We start from the raw sequence: 15,218 nt of genomic DNA on the forward strand, positions 1-15,218 counted from the left end.
AAAAAGGCATACCGAGCCCTTATAAGTAAAGAGCGTCGGTATACATAGTTGTGATGGTATTCGCAATTTCTTCGAGAGAATATTGGTGTCTGTTATGAACAATATCCCATTGATACATTTCATTCGAATAGAACCATTGGCATGCAACGAGCTCTGCCTTTAAGTCTGTTCGAGCTAAACCATGCTGCTGAGAGTAGGTGATGTCAGTCGTTATGCTTTGAATAAGCTTGTGACGTATTTCTTCCCACTTTGTATTTACCGCAGATGAGAGTCCCATAGCTTCAGCAAATACTTTCATCATGTCTCGTTCTGATTCGGCAATTTGGAAGAAGGTGAGTACTTGGCTCTTAATGACCTTTTTAGCCTCTTCTTTGGATGTCGGTTGGAAGGAGATATTCGCGATATCAAAAAACTGCTGCATGACGTCTTCCATCAATACGATTAGAAAATCATCTTTTCCGGTAAAATGGGTATAGGCTGTACCATAACCGGTTTTTGCCAATTTAATAATTTGATTAATTGTACTGTTCTGAAAGCCTTCTTTCAAATAAACGGTTCTGGCTGCTTTTAAAAGCTTTTGCCTCGTTTGCTGCGATCTAAGGTGTCGACCGTCGATATCTTTTATTTCGTTTTCCATATAGGATCTCAACCTTTCAAGAGAATATTGCCTGTAGAGTACTATACATTCTAGTCGAATGACATCCCAATTGTAAATATAAAAAAGAATGGCGGTTCATCGACTATCATCCAAAATCAAATTTGCATAATTCTTATTGACATGATGTCATAATCATCATAATATGATAGATATCCAAGCTGAAAGTTTACAAAGGATGCACAATTTGTAAGCGGTTTATTTAAATAGTATACCTCATTTGGGATTCGATGGTGGTTTTTTTCGAAAAAACTGACATCTCGTCATCTTTATTCCCAGCTCATGCTTTTCTACTTAGAATGATATCCCTTTTATAAGGAGGTTTCAAATCATGCGAATCGATACGCATACGCATATTATACCTGAGCAGCTTCCCGATTTTTATCAGAAATACGGGGGGGATCGATGGCCGATATTAAATCGAACATGTACTTGCGGTGCTACGATTATGGTAGCCGGCAAATCATTTCGTGAGGTAACGGATCAAGTATGGAGCCCCAAAAAAAGAATAGAGGATATGGATAGGGAAAACGTTGATATGCAGGTTTTGTCTCCCATTCCGGTTACCTTTTCTTATTGGGCACCATTAGATGAAGCAATAGAGATGTCACGCATTCAGAATGACTTTATAGCTGAAACGGTCGCGCAGCATAGAAACCGTTTTGCTGGGCTCGGTACCGTCCCGATGCAGGACGCTGATGCCGCTATTCGTGAAATGGATCGCTGCATGCATGAGCTTCATTTAAATGGAATTGAAATCGGCTCCAACATAAATGGTAAAAATTTAGACGATCCTTCCTTTATTGCATTTTTCCAAATGGCTGAAGAATGGAAGGTCCCCTTGTTCATTCATCCATGGGAGACACTCGGAAAAGATAGAACGCCAAGACATAATTTCATGTATACGATAGGCATGCCAAGCGAAACGGCTCTAGCAGCAGCTACTTTTGTTTGGAGCGGCCTGATGGAGAGATTCCCAGATTTGCAGGTTTGTTTTGCTCACGGCGGAGGATCTTTTCCCTATATTCTGCCAAGGCTTGATCAAGGGTGGAACGTTTGGCCGCAGCTTCGTTTAACAACACATCCGCCCAGCTATTATGCCAAAAAAATGTTTTATGATTCTTTAGTGTTCGATCCTCTTAACCTCAAATTCATGATAGATAGATTTGGTCATGAACAAATTATGATGGGCTCTGATTACCCCTTTTTGCTTAGGGAAGTTCCTCCAGGCCAGGTCATCGAACAAAGCCTCAACTTAACCGAAGAAGAAAAGGCCGCTTTATTTGGCGGAAATGCTGCAAAATTCTTTCGTATCGGAGGTTCACCGCGTGATTCAATTTCGCAAAATAAATAAACATTATGGCTCGAACCACGTCCTGAAAGATATTGATCTAAACATCAAAGAAGGAGAAGTGGTTGTCATCATTGGTCCATCAGGATCTGGCAAAAGCACGCTTCTGCGCTGCATTAACCGATTGGAGAATGTTACTTCTGGAGAACTTGTTGTGAATGGCCATAAAGTGAATGACAAGCACACGAATATTAATGTCATGCGGCAAGAGATTGGAATGGTGTTTCAGCATTTTAATCTATATCCACATAAATCAGTTATTGAGAACATCACGCTTGCACCTATCAAAGTACGAGGTATGCCAAAGAACGAGGCTGAGAAGCTGGCTATGTATTACCTTGATAAAGTTGGGATAACGGAGAAAGCAAATGTTTTCCCCTCCAAACTATCAGGTGGTCAGCAGCAAAGGGTAGCTATTGCAAGGGGACTCGCAATGAAGCCGAAAGTCATGCTTTTTGACGAACCGACCTCTGCATTAGATCCTGAAATGGTTGGTGAAGTTTTGGACGTCATGAAAGCGCTAACACGTGAAGGGATGACTATGGTTGTGGTTACGCATGAAATGGGCTTCGCACGTGAAGTAGCCGATCGCGTTATATTCATGGATCAAGGTCAGATCGTTGAAGAAGGAAAACCTGAACATTTCTTTGCAAGTCCGAGTGAAGACAGAACGAGATTGTTTCTTAGTCGAATTCTGGTTCATTAATAAAAGGGAATAAGGGGGATTTACGTATGAAGAAATGGCAGAAGAATCTAAGTATAACGGTTGCATCGGTGTTGCTCACTGTTAGTCTGGCTGGGTGTGGAGGTAAAGCAGAACCGGCATCAGGCAAGGATCAGAAAAAAATTGCCGTCGGAATTGGCGCAGATGCTTTTCCATTTGGTTATGTTGACACGGGAGATAACAAAACCAAAGGTTTTGACCTCGATATTGCAGCAGCTATCGTAAAAGACATCACGGGCTCGGAAGACAATATTGAATATGTTGAAGTGAATGGTAAAACAAGAATACCGATGCTGAAAAATGGCGACATCGATCTGATCGTTCGCACGATGACAATTACAGAAGAGAGAAAGCAGGAAGTGGATTTCTCTGATCCGTATTTCAGTGCCGGTCAATCACTGCTCGTGCCTGAGAATTCAACGATTACAAGCATTGCAGATTTAAAGGGCAAGAAGGTTATCGCTGTTAAAGGAACGAGAGACGGCAAAGTAATTGAAGAGAAATCACCGGAAGCAGTCGTATCTGAATATGAGAACCTTGGCGAAGCGTTTACGGCGCTTAGCACGGGCAAAGGTGATGTGCTAACGACTGACAATGCTATTTTAATGGGACTTGCCTTGGAAAACCCGGGATATAAACTAGTTGGCGGTGTTATTGAAGATCAGCCATGGGGAATCGCAGTTAGAAAAGGCGATAAAGAAATGCTGGATAAGGTTAATGCTTCGCTAAAAAAATTAAAAGAAACCGGTGAGTACGACAAAATATATGAAAAATGGTTAAAACAAAAACCAGAATAATGGCAGGAGGGGACGAATGCGTTCATTCGTCCCTTTATCTCCTTAGACATCTAGAAGCGGAGAGGACTGAGTTAGATGTTGGATTTTTCAATTTTACTTGAATACAGGGAACAATTTTGGGCTGGTTTTCTAACAACGCTCCAGGTCAGTCTGCTCGCGCTGCTATTAAGTTTAGTGATTGGAACGATCGTTGCCGTCATGAAGATTTCTCCCGTGAAGCCCGTTAAGGGCTTGGCGACGATGTATATTGAATTTATTCAAAATACGCCCTTGCTCATACAAATCTTTTTCTTCTATTTTGGTTTACCGGCGGTAGGGATCCAATTAAATGCCTTTGTAAGCGGAACGCTTGGATTAGCCGTATATTCGGGTGCCTATATTGCAGAGGCGATTAGAGCAGGAATTCAAGCAGTACCTCATGGGCAGGTTGAGGCGGGGCGGGCATCAGGACTTACTTACATTCAAACGATGCGACATATTATTTTGCCGCAGGCGATTAAAGTTGTTATCCCGCCTCTTGGCAATCAATTTCTAAATTTGGTGATGGGATCTGCTATTCTGGGGTCGATATCTGGCAAGGATCTTATGTACTACGGGGACATTATTTCATCGGATACGTTTATTGTATTTGATGTATACATTTTTGTAGCTATTTTCTACTTAATATTGACGCTTCCGCTCAGTCTCTTTATCGGCTATCTAGAACGGAAATTATCGGCGAGCGATTAGAAAGGAGAGCTGTCATGGATTTCATAGGTGCTTACTCAGCGAATAATCTTCTTTACTTACTTAAAGGATTTTTAGTAACGATTGAAGTATCAGCTCTCTCTATTGTATTAGCCTTCGTATTTGGTACGATCATGGGCATTATTAGATACGCCAAAATTCCTATTATTGCGAAAATCATTGCTCTCTATGTAGGTTTAATTCGCAACATTCCGCTTCTGCTCGTCTTTTTCTTTATCTTTTTTGCACTGCCGGAAATTGGCTTAAAGCTGGACGTGTTTACCGCATCAGTAGCGGGCTTAACGGTTTATGCGTCAGCTATGTTATGTGAAATTGTCCGCAGCGGTTTAAATTCCATTTCTAAGGGGCAGGTGGAGGCTGCAAGAGCTTCCGGCTTAACCTATGTCCAAACGATATGGCATATTATTCTCCCGCAAGCGCTAAAACGGATGATTCCGCCTATCGTCAGCGAGTGTACTTCTATTCTCAAAGGCTCTTCGCTAGCTATCGTAATTACACTCCCAGAAATGATGCGAAGTGCACAAATTATTTATAACTATAATGTTAAGTTTGTTATTCCAATTTTATTGTTAGTCGCTATTCTTTACTTCATCGTAAATTATACGCTTTCTTTACTTGCACGAAGATTGGAAAGACGTTTAACGATTTAATTTTGTGTGATCGATAGGGAATGATGACTGAAAATGAGTCTTGGCGAATGGTAATTTCGACAGACTCTTATTTGTCGTTGAAGCCTTTTTTCAGAATAAAAGAATGACAAAAAAATGAAATTAATCATATTGACACTGTGTCATATTCAATATATTGTTAGGTTGATTCTGGAATTACATCTGATGTTTTTGAAGGAGGCTGTTAAAGGGGCTGAATACGTTCGAGCTAAGAACAGCATGAATGTTTTGTCAGGGTTGCTCGATCAGATCAATTGCAAGCGTTTCCAAAAGGTAATGAATATTTTATTCCTGGAGGTTTTGAACTGATGAAAAAAGCGGTCAGGCAGCGAATTTTTAGTAGTGTTCTCCTCGTAACTGTTGTTAGTACGCTCATCTTTCCGTCTTTACCTATCTTTGCATCCTCAGATACAACTGCCGTGAAGGCAGAATCCAATTCAGGCGCCTATGTTGCGAAGCGCACAGGCGTCAACGTGAATGCACCTGATGCTGGACAACCGTATCCAGTAGACGAAACGCATAAACGATTGCCGGGTGAGCCGGCCGAACCAGCAGAAGGCAGCTGGGGTTACAATGTAGAGACTGGCGTGTTTACTCATCCGACGGTCATGCCGGAAAATGAAGGACCACAGCCGTTCAACGGCAGCTTGCCTTATCTAGACTTGAATCAATATATTAAAAACATGAAGGTTGAAGCCTTTTATCCATTCGTAGCGGGGTACGGACACAGCTGGCAAACATCCTTTGATTTGGATGGACGTCGCTATTTGTATGACTATGAGACCAATCAATACAATTTATTTGATATAACGGACCCGCTAAAGGCCGAGCTTATTACAACAAAATGGATCGACAAACAAGCGGGTGAACATCAATTTGGCCCGTTTAACGTGAAGTACAACGAGGAATTAGATAAAAATTTAGCTGTTCAGTGCTATGAGGTTCCGCGCTACGGCAAAATAACGAATAAGTACACGAATCCAGACGAAGTAAAGGCAATTCGCGACTTTGAAATGCTGCGCGGCTTCCGAATTTATGAGGTGAACGGCCCGAACTGGACGGATTGGAAAATTCTTTCCGAGACGCCGCTTGATTCGAGTACTTACTCCAAAGATAAGCCGCAGCAAGGATCTGGCTGCCAAGACATCCCGGTCTATTCCGGCGATAAATATTTATTTGTTGCAGGTGCTCCAGACGACAGCTACGCGAACACAGAATATAAAACCTATCTTTATTCAGGTGCACAGCTTGTCTATGACATCTCAGATCCAACAAAACCAAAGCAGCTATCGATTTGGTCAGTACCTGGACAACGCATTGGTGAAGAAGCACAATATAATCTAAATCCGCGAGCAGGTAATAAAACAAGCTGGATGGGATCGCGAATGCCGTTGTTTATTCCCAAAACAGTAGAAGAAGGCGGAAAATACGGTTATGCAGCGATGGGTGGATTAGGCTTCTACATTGTAGATATTTCTGATCCGAACAATATGAAGACGGTATCGCATCTTGAAATGCCGATGAGCTTTGCAGGAACTGAGGGCGATAATATCGACGTCAGTAAAGTAGAGACGACGGGCATGGTTTATTACAGCGGTTATCCGCTCAGCGAGGATTGCCATGAGCCGTATAAAGAAATTTACGCGATTGATGTTAAAGATCCGCTTAATCCGAAAATAGCAACGATTATGCCGCGTCCAACGCCGCCGGCAGATGCGCCGTTTACGGACTATTGCCAGCGTCGAGGCAGCTTCGGACCGAAGCGTACCGGCTATGCTGAAATTCAGCCAGGTACACCAAGCCAACAATATATGCCCTATGCATTCTACAATGCAGGCATTCAAATGTTTGATCTTAAAGATCCGTTAAAACCAACGATTGCTGCTTATTTTGTACCGAAAATGTCAGGCGAATTGACTGACGATGAAGGTAAAAAGTATATGAGCGATCAATCCGATCCTGTGCATGGCACCTTTGTAGAATGGGATCGTCATTTAATTTGGGTGTTCTCTGGCCATGGGATGTACGTCCTTTCTTCGCCGCTACTTGGTGATCCTGTTAGCGGACTGCCTAAGGCGAGTCTGCAGCTTAACGGTGAGGCGGCACTTCCTTTGGCAGCACAGCCGTTTAGCAAAGATGGTGCAACGCTCGTTCCCTTACGTACTATTTTTGAGAAATTAGGTTATGAAGTGAAATGGAATGGTGCTTCCAAGACGGTAACGGGGACAAAAGACGGCGTTACCATTCAACTGCAGATTGGGCAGAAGGAAGCAACGGTGAATGGAGTGAAGAAACCGATGGCTGCTTCTTCAGTCATGGTGGGCGGTACAACGTATATTCCGATCTCCTTTATTGAACTAGCAACTGGAAGTAAAGCCGTGTGGAATCAGGATGATAAGGCGATTGTTGTGACTAATATTTAAGATGATTTGGCAGGGAGAAGACCGCAGTAGTGCCGATTGGCGACGCGGTCTTTTCCCTTTTTTAATGCGCTTTCAAATAAAACTGACATATCGTCAATATTAATATTGACATGATGTCGACATTATCTTATAGTGAAAACAAGATCAGCTTTTATCCAAAAAATATCGATTTGAAGGTGAGGGTTTATTATGGCAACTGCTAAATCATTAACCGCTTTTAATCTTTTGAAATGGATCGAAGATAACAAGGAGCAGCTCAAACCACCCGTTAATAACAAGGTAATATGGGAAGATTCTGAGTTTATTGCAATGGTGCTTGGCGGACCGAACAGACGCAGAGACTTTCACATTGATCCGTCCGATGAGTTCTTCTATCAAGTGAAGGGCTCTTGTTATGTGGAATGTATTACCGAGGCTGGCGAGCGCAAGGTTGTTGCCGTTAATGAAGGCGAAGTATTCATGCTGCCGGCAATGGTACCGCATTCACCGCATCGTGTGGCTGACACGTTTGGCATCGTTATTGAGCGCAAACGCGACAAAGGGGAGCTAGAGGATTTTGTATGGTTTTGCGAGAGCTGCAACCACGAGATGCACCGCGTAACCGTACAGTTAACCGATATTGAAACACAAGTAAAAGGAGCGATCCACAGCTTCAATTCAAATATAGAAGTGCGTACTTGCAAATCATGCGGACATGTAATGTCTGAAGAAGTTAAGGAATGGAAACCAGAATAAGAAGGTGACTTAGGTGGAAAATCAAGCGCTGGCAACACCGGAAGAAAATTTGCAAAAGCTTGGCATCACGCTTGGCTCCTCACGTCCGCTGGTAGGCAATTATGTAACCTGCGTTAGGGCGGGGAACCTGCTCTTCACAGCAGGCCAGGGAGTAGATGAGTATCATGGAAAACTGGGCAGGGATTTAACCGTCGAGGAAGGTTATCTGGCTGCACGGCAATCGATGATTAATTTATTAAAAGTCGTGAAGCAGGAGCTCGGCGAGCTTAGCAAAGTGAAACGTGTGGTCAAAATTTTAGGTTTCGTAAATAGCACAGAAGATTTCACACAGCAGCCGAAAGTAATGAATGGCGCATCTGACTTGCTGGTTGATGTATTCGGAGATAAGGGCAAGCATGGAAGATCCGCAGTTGGAATGGCGCAGCTGCCAAACAATACAGCCATTGAAATTGAAATGACTCTCGAAATTGAAGAGTAGGAGGGCTGTAGATGAATCATGACATTATAGCAAATCCTGCTGTAAAAGATGCGAAGCTATTTATCGGCGGCGCATTCGTAGATTCCATTTCGGGTGCCACATTCGATACGATTAATCCGGCAACGAATATGAAGCTGGCCTCAGTGGCAATGGCGAATGAAGCAGATACGACCAGGGCGATCGAGGTAGCGCAGAGAACGTTCGAAAGCGGCGTTTGGAGCCATATGACAGTAGAGAAAAGAGCCGAAATTTTATGCCGCATGTCCGATTTGATTATGCAAAGGCATCAAGAAATTGCGGTACTAGAAACACTTGATGTCGGCAAGCCGATTAAAGAAAGCCGTGGCTTTGATATACCGAGAGCGGCATCGAATATGCGATTTTTTGCCGAAATGGCACTCTATCATCATGCTGAAAATTTTGAAAAGCAAGGCATGATGTCCTATACCAAATATGCACCAGCGGGCGTAACCAGCATCATTATTCCTTGGAACTTGCCCTTCATGCAAATGACCTGGAAGGTATCGGCAGCACTTGCAGCTGGCAATACGGTTGTTGTTAAACCAGCTTCGAACACACCGCTCAGTGCTTTTGTTCTTGGGGAAATTGCAAATGAAGCTGGGCTTCCTCCGGGCGTATTGAACATTATTGCCGGATCAGGCAGCACGGTTGGCACAATTATGGCTTCCCATCCTTATGTTCGCCGAATTTCATTCGTCGGAGAGTCGGGTACAGGTAAGACGGTCATGCGAAATGCAGCAGAATCATTGATTCCAGTTTCTCTCGAGCTAGGCGGGAAATCAGCTAATATCGTTTTTGAAGATGCTGATTTGGATGAAGTTGTGAAAGGCTCAATCGATGCCATCTACCGTAACCAAGGACAAATCTGTCTTGCTGGCTCACGTATGCTGCTTCATGAAAGCGTATACGATACGTTTTTGGAAAAATTTATTGCAGCTGTTAATCAAATAAAAGTAGGTATGCCGCTTGACGAAGAGACGGATATGGGGGCACTCGTATCCAAATCACATCTCGAAGAGGTCCACAGCTATGTGGAGATAGGACTCGCTGAGGGTGCGAAGCTCGGCTGCGGAGGCACACGCGTCGAAGGGCTTGGAAATGGCAACTTCTATAAGCCAACTGTGCTTTATGATGTAGACAACAAGATGCGAGTTGCGCAGGAGGAGATTTTTGGACCGGTTCTCGTGGTCATTCCATTCAAAACAGAAGAAGATGCGATTCGAATAGCAAACGACTCGATTTATGGACTTGCAGGCGTTGTTTGGACGAATGACCTGCGCCGCGCACATCGTGTGGCCGCTTCTGTAAACTCCGGATTGTTTTGGATTAATTGTTGGTATTTCCGCGATCTGCGTACCCCATTTGGAGGCTCGAAAGCAAGTGGAATCGGCCGTGAAGGCGGTCGTCATAGCTTTGATTTCTATACAGAAGCCAAATCGATCACGATGAAGCTATAAGGAAGATGGTGACGATATCGTCACCATCCGCTTTATTTTTAGGAGGAAAGAGAGGACATTTACTATGAACCCAATCATCAATACGCTGGCAAGTGAACTATTGGAAGCGGAAGAGACACAAGTGGCTATCGCACCTTTTACTGAACGTTACTCGGAAATAACTGTAACCGATGCCTATCACGTACAATTGCAGGTCGTCAAGCAAAAGCTGGAGGCAGGTCGTCACATTATAGGCAAGAAAGTTGGACTAACAAGCAAAGCGATGCAAACGATGCTGAATGTCAATGAGCCGGATTATGGACATTTGCTTGATGATATGGAAGTGCAAGATCAAAGCATCGTAAAAGCAAATGAAATGATCGCGCCGCGCATTGAGGCGGAAATTGGCTTCATCCTTGATCGGGATCTGAAGGGGCCGGATGTAACGTTCCTCGATGTGCTGTTAGCTACAAAATATATTGTGCCTACATTAGAAATTATTGATAGCCGAATTGCAGATTGGAAAATCAAGTTGATCGATACGGTAGCTGACAATGGTTCATCGGCAAAAGTTGTGATCGGGAAGAAAAAAACGTCTATCGACAATATAGATTTACGCGATCTTGGAATGATTTTATTTAAAAATGGCGAGCAAGTCGCAACGGGAGCGGGAGCAGCTGCACTCGGACATCCAGCCCATGCGATTGCATGGCTTGCGAACAAGCTTAGTGAATTTGATATTTCATTAAAGGCTGGAGAAATTATTTTGCCGGGTGCTTTGTCAGGAGCGGTTCAGGTTAAAGCCGGAGACCACATCGAAGCACGATTTGGTTCTATCGGGTCGGTATCCGTAGCATTCGAGTAGGAGGACAAACCATATGGGGAAATTGAAAGCAGCTATTATCGGATCTGGCAACATCGGTACGGATTTAATGTACAAGCTGGAAAGAAGCCATTGGCTTACGCTTACAGCGGTAATCGGCATCGATCCGAATTCGGAAGGACTTGAGCGGGCCAAAGGACGCGGATATGCGACTTTTTCGAATGGCATTCAGGGGCTTATCGACAATCCTGAGCTTGCGGACATTATTTTTGATGCTACTTCCGCCAAAGCTCATGTTAAACATAATGAAGTGCTGCAAATGATGGGCAAAATGGTCATTGATTTAACACCGGCAGCAGTTGGGCCATTCCTATCCCCTGTCGTAAACATGGGCAATCATCTGCAAGCGACGAACGTCAATATGATCACATGCGGGGGGCAAGCAACGATCCCGATCATTCATGCTATAAATGAAGCAGCAGACGTCGTGTATGCTGAGATTGTAGCGACAATTGCTAGCAAAAGCGCGGGACCGGGCACGCGGGCTAATATCGATGAGTTTACGATTACAACACGCCGCGGGATAGAAGAGGTGGGCGGTGCAGATCGTGGAAAAGCGCTAATCGTCTTAAATCCAGCAGATCCGCCGTTTATGATGCGAGACACCGTCTATTGCGAAGTGAAAAATATGGATGAGGCTGTTATAAGCAAAGCGATTTATGACATGGTTGAACGCGTAAAAGAATACGTGCCAGGCTATCGCTTGAAGCAGGAGCCTATTTTTGATGGAAATCGAGTATCGGTGTTTCTCGAGGTAGAGGGAGCAGGAGATTACTTCGCGCCATACGCAGGCAATCTTGATATTATGACGGCTGCCTCTGTCCGGGTAGCTGAAGATTATGCAAAAAACCGCCTATCAAACCAGTCTAGCGAAACGAATAGCGAGGTGTAAAGGGTGAACCGAAAAAGTAATCAGCCGGTCCAAATTACGGAAGTGTCCTTGCGGGATGGCAGCCATGCGGTTGCACACCAATTTACAGAAGAACAGGTGCGGAGCGTTGTTCGTGCGCTTGATGATGCGGGCATGCACAATATTGAAGTCAGCCATGGCGATGGTTTAGGCGGGTCAACTTTGCAGTATGGCCGTTCGCTCGTTGATGAAATGAAGCTGATTGAAGCAGCCGTAGATGAAAGCAAACAAGCGAAGATCGCCGTTCTACTGCTGCCAGGCATAGGGACGGTTCATGAGCTGAAGCAAGCAAGAGCTCTAGGGGCGAGCCTAGTACGAGTAGCAACTCATGTCACGGAAGCAGATGTGTCAGCCCAGCATCTTTATATGGCTAGAGAGCTCGGCATGGAAGCGATTGGTTTCCTGATGATGTCGCATTCCGCTCCCGTAGAGAAACTGGTAGAACAAGCGAAATTGATGGAAAGCTATGGCGCTGAGGCTGTGTATGTGACGGATTCTGCCGGAGCGCTGCTGCCGCATCAGGTTCGTGAGCGAATAGAAGCGTTAAAACAAGCCTTATCGATAGAAATTGGTTTCCACGCGCACAATAATTTGTCTTTGGCAGTTGCCAATACGCTTGTAGCAATCGAAGAAGGTGCAACTCGAATTGATGGCAGCGTGCGATGCTTGGGAGCTGGAGCGGGCAATACCCAAACAGAGGTTTTAATTGCGGTGTTAGATCGATTAGGTCTGAATATCGGGATCGATTTGTATAAAATGATGGATTTGGCTGAGCATATCGTCAGTCCACTTCTTCAGCGTCCGCAAGAAATCGTCACGGGCAGTCTCGTGATGGGTTATGCGGGTGTATACTCCAGTTTCCTGCTGCATGCGGATCGCGCAAGCAAAAGATTTGGCATTGACTCGCGCGACATTCTAATTGAGCTTGGCAGAAGGGGCATTATCGGCGGACAAGAAGACATGATTGTTGATGTTGCCGCAGAGCTGGCGGACAGAAATAAGAACGGGGTGCTGTAAAGGATGGAGATCACACGTGAAATGGAACAAGAAATCGTAACGTATTTGTACGATGCCGAGAAAGAGTCCAGAGAAGTAATTAAGGTTACAGATCAATATCCAGACTTAACAATAGAGAAGGCTTATGATGTGCAAAAGCAGCTGTTACAGCGCAAGATTCAAGCTGGCACGCGCTCGATTGGCTATAAGCTGGGGCTGACTAGCAAAGCAAAGCAGGAAATGATGGGTGTCTATGAAGCGATTTACGGTGAGCTGACTAGCGATATGCTAGCTTTGGAATGGGAATCTATCGATTTCAAACAATTGATTCATCCGAAGGCTGAGCCGGAAATTGCTTTCTTTATAGGCGAGGATCTGCAAGGAACGAATATAACCGGTGAAGATGTGCTACGTGCAACGCAGTATGTTGCTGCAGCAATTGAAGTAATAGACAGCAGGTATTTGGATTTCAAGTTTACGCTTGCGGATGTTGTAGCGGACAATTGCTCATCGGCTAAATTTATAATTGGCAGCAAAATGGTTCCTGTGCGAGAGTTGAATTTGCCTGAAATCGGCGTTGTGCTCTCGAAAAACAATCAAGTGATGGCTACTGGCGCCGGTGCCGCGGTGCTGGGCGACCCCGCTGTATCGGTCGCATGGGCTGTTAATAAGTTAGGCGAGCGCGGCTTAGGGCTGCGCAAGGGCGATATCGTGCTGAGCGGAGCGATTACGGAAGCAATTGCTTTTCAGCCGGGAGATACAATTCAAGCACAGTTTGCTCATCTGGGAAGCGTATCTTTAAGCTGCGTATAAGCATGGCTTGGAAATGAAAGTGACATTCAAACTGATAACAGTTTGGGTGTCATTTTTGGTTTGTTTTGGTTGAGGGGATGCTCACATTACAATTGCATTTTCATTCCTAACAAACTGAGTAGACGCTATTGGGCAGGAAATTGTGTTTTTTGAACGCTAACGAACTCCGGTAGCGTTATTTTTCAAAATGATGTCCAGATGTGAGGTAACTTAGGTAAATAGCGAGTATGTGGTTCGTTAGAAAATAAAACAAGCCTAATTTGATCAAATAGCACCTGTGGAGTTCGTTAGAATGTGTTGAGGTAGGGGCTAAGTTGCGTGATTAGTCTACCAATTCCTAACGAACCCAGTAGATGCTATTTGGCAGAAAATTGTGTTTTCTGAACGCTAACGAACTCCAGAGGCGTTATTGCTCAAAATGATGTCCAGATGTGAGGTAACTTAGGTAAATAGCGAGTGTGTGGTTCGTTAGAAAATAAAACAAGCCTAATTTGATCAAATAGCGCCTGTGGAGTTCGTTAGAATGTGTCGAGGTAGGGGATGAGCTGTGAGCGTAGTCTACCAATTCCTAACGAACTCAGTAGACGTTATTGGGCAGGAAATTGTGTTTTCTGAACGCTAACGAACCCCAGTGGCGTTATTGCTCAAAAGGATGTCCATATGCGAGGTAACTTAGGTAAATAGCGAGCGTGGGGTTCGTTAGAAAATAAAACAAGCTTAATTTGATAAAATAGCGCCTGTGGAGTTCGTTAGAATGTGTTGAGGTAGGGGCTGGGGAGTGAGCGTAGTCTACCAATTCCTAACGAACTCAGTAGACGCTATTGGGCAGATAATTGTGTTTTCTGAACTAACGAACCCCAGTGGCGTTATTGCTCAAGATGATGTCCAAATGTGAGGTAACTTAGGTAAATAGGGAGTGTGGGGTTCGTTAGAAAATAAAACAAGCCTAATTTGATCAAATAGCACCTGTGGAGTTCGTTAGAATGTGTTGAGGTAGGGGCTGGGGAGTGAGCGTAGTCTACCAATTCCTAACGAACTCAGTAGACGCTATTGGGCAGAAAATTGTGTTTTCTGAACGCTAACGAATCCCAGTGGCGTTATTGCTCAAAATGGAGTCTAAATGCGTAAATAGGGAGCGTGTGGTTCGTTAGAAAATAAAACAAGCCTAATTTGATCAAATAGCGTCTGTGGAGTTCGTTAGAATGTGTTGAGGTAGGAGCTAGGTTGCGAGATTAGTCTACAAATTCCTAACGAACTCAGAAGACGCTACTAGGCAGGAAAATGCGTTTTCTGAACGCTAACGAACTCCAGAGGCGTTATTGCTCAAAATGATGTCCAAATGTGAGGTAACTTAGGTAAATAGGGAGTGTGGGGTTCGTTAGAAAATAAAACAAGCCTAATTTGATCAAATAGGGCCTGTGGAGTTCGTTAGATGTGTCGAGGTAGGAGCTAGGTTGCGAGATTAGTCTACCAATTCCTAACGAACTCAGTAGACGCTACTGGGCAGGAAATTGTGTTTTAAGAACGCTAACGAACTCCAGTGGTGTTATTGCTCAAAATGATGTCCAAAAGTGAGGTAAC

General features: G+C 44.2%; 14 protein-coding genes. 13 read left to right on the forward strand and 1 reads right to left on the reverse strand.

Annotation, left to right across the window (positions count from 1 at the left end):
- Nucleotides 1–19: 19 nt before the first annotated feature.
- Nucleotides 20–637 carry a TetR/AcrR family transcriptional regulator gene (locus tag AB4Z50_RS17830; protein WP_339203842.1) on the reverse strand — a complete coding sequence of 206 codons (618 nt, stop codon included), beginning with the start codon at nucleotides 635–637 and terminating at the stop codon, nucleotides 20–22.
- 349 nt (nucleotides 638–986) lie between these two features.
- Between AB4Z50_RS17830 and AB4Z50_RS17835 the strand changes: the two genes are divergently transcribed.
- From AB4Z50_RS17835 to AB4Z50_RS17895, 13 genes are all read left to right on the forward strand, one after another.
- A complete protein-coding gene (locus tag AB4Z50_RS17835) occupies nucleotides 987–2,009 on the forward strand; it encodes an amidohydrolase family protein (RefSeq protein WP_441880945.1) in 1,023 nt (340 codons plus the stop codon).
- Nucleotides 1,948–2,712, forward strand: a complete 765-nt coding sequence (locus AB4Z50_RS17840) for an amino acid ABC transporter ATP-binding protein (protein ID WP_441880946.1) — start codon at nucleotides 1,948–1,950, stop codon at nucleotides 2,710–2,712. Before AB4Z50_RS17835 ends, AB4Z50_RS17840 begins: the two co-directional genes overlap by 62 nt.
- Before the next feature lie 26 nt (nucleotides 2,713–2,738).
- On the forward strand, nucleotides 2,739–3,527 hold the full coding sequence (locus AB4Z50_RS17845) for a transporter substrate-binding domain-containing protein (RefSeq protein ID WP_430054502.1): 789 nt from the start codon (nucleotides 2,739–2,741) through the stop codon (nucleotides 3,525–3,527).
- A gap of 75 nt (nucleotides 3,528–3,602) precedes the next feature.
- Nucleotides 3,603–4,256, forward strand: coding sequence for an amino acid ABC transporter permease (locus tag AB4Z50_RS17850; RefSeq protein ID WP_441880947.1), 654 nt, complete (start codon nucleotides 3,603–3,605; stop codon nucleotides 4,254–4,256).
- Nucleotides 4,257–4,270: 14 nt separating this feature from the next.
- A complete protein-coding gene (locus tag AB4Z50_RS17855; protein WP_441880948.1) occupies nucleotides 4,271–4,924 on the forward strand; it encodes an amino acid ABC transporter permease in 654 nt (217 codons plus the stop codon).
- A gap of 326 nt (nucleotides 4,925–5,250) precedes the next feature.
- Nucleotides 5,251–7,365: a stalk domain-containing protein gene (locus AB4Z50_RS17860; protein WP_441880949.1), complete on the forward strand. Its 2,115-nt coding sequence runs from the start codon at nucleotides 5,251–5,253 to the stop codon at nucleotides 7,363–7,365.
- A gap of 189 nt (nucleotides 7,366–7,554) precedes the next feature.
- Nucleotides 7,555–8,100 carry a 3-hydroxyanthranilate 3,4-dioxygenase gene (locus AB4Z50_RS17865; protein WP_339203835.1) on the forward strand — a complete coding sequence of 182 codons (546 nt, stop codon included), beginning with the start codon at nucleotides 7,555–7,557 and terminating at the stop codon, nucleotides 8,098–8,100.
- 13 nt (nucleotides 8,101–8,113) lie between these two features.
- Nucleotides 8,114–8,578: a RidA family protein gene (locus tag AB4Z50_RS17870; protein WP_339203834.1), complete on the forward strand. Its 465-nt coding sequence runs from the start codon at nucleotides 8,114–8,116 to the stop codon at nucleotides 8,576–8,578.
- 11 nt (nucleotides 8,579–8,589) lie between these two features.
- Nucleotides 8,590–10,056, forward strand: a complete 1,467-nt coding sequence (locus AB4Z50_RS17875) for an aldehyde dehydrogenase (protein ID WP_441880950.1) — start codon at nucleotides 8,590–8,592, stop codon at nucleotides 10,054–10,056.
- A gap of 64 nt (nucleotides 10,057–10,120) precedes the next feature.
- Nucleotides 10,121–10,900: a 2-keto-4-pentenoate hydratase gene (locus AB4Z50_RS17880; RefSeq protein ID WP_441880951.1), complete on the forward strand. Its 780-nt coding sequence runs from the start codon at nucleotides 10,121–10,123 to the stop codon at nucleotides 10,898–10,900.
- 13 nt (nucleotides 10,901–10,913) lie between these two features.
- Entirely contained in the window at nucleotides 10,914–11,810 is an 897-nt protein-coding gene (locus tag AB4Z50_RS17885; protein ID WP_441880952.1) for an acetaldehyde dehydrogenase (acetylating), read from the forward strand.
- 3 nt (nucleotides 11,811–11,813) lie between these two features.
- Nucleotides 11,814–12,845, forward strand: a complete 1,032-nt coding sequence (gene dmpG / locus AB4Z50_RS17890; protein WP_441880953.1) for a 4-hydroxy-2-oxovalerate aldolase — start codon at nucleotides 11,814–11,816, stop codon at nucleotides 12,843–12,845.
- 3 nt (nucleotides 12,846–12,848) lie between these two features.
- On the forward strand, nucleotides 12,849–13,637 hold the full coding sequence (locus AB4Z50_RS17895) for a 2-keto-4-pentenoate hydratase (protein ID WP_441880954.1): 789 nt from the start codon (nucleotides 12,849–12,851) through the stop codon (nucleotides 13,635–13,637).
- The last annotated feature ends 1,581 nt before the right edge of the window (nucleotides 13,638–15,218 follow it).

Origin of the sequence: Paenibacillus sp. 2TAB26 (genome assembly GCF_052115145.1) — a bacterium.
Lineage (GTDB): Bacteria > Bacillota > Bacilli > Paenibacillales > Paenibacillaceae > Pristimantibacillus.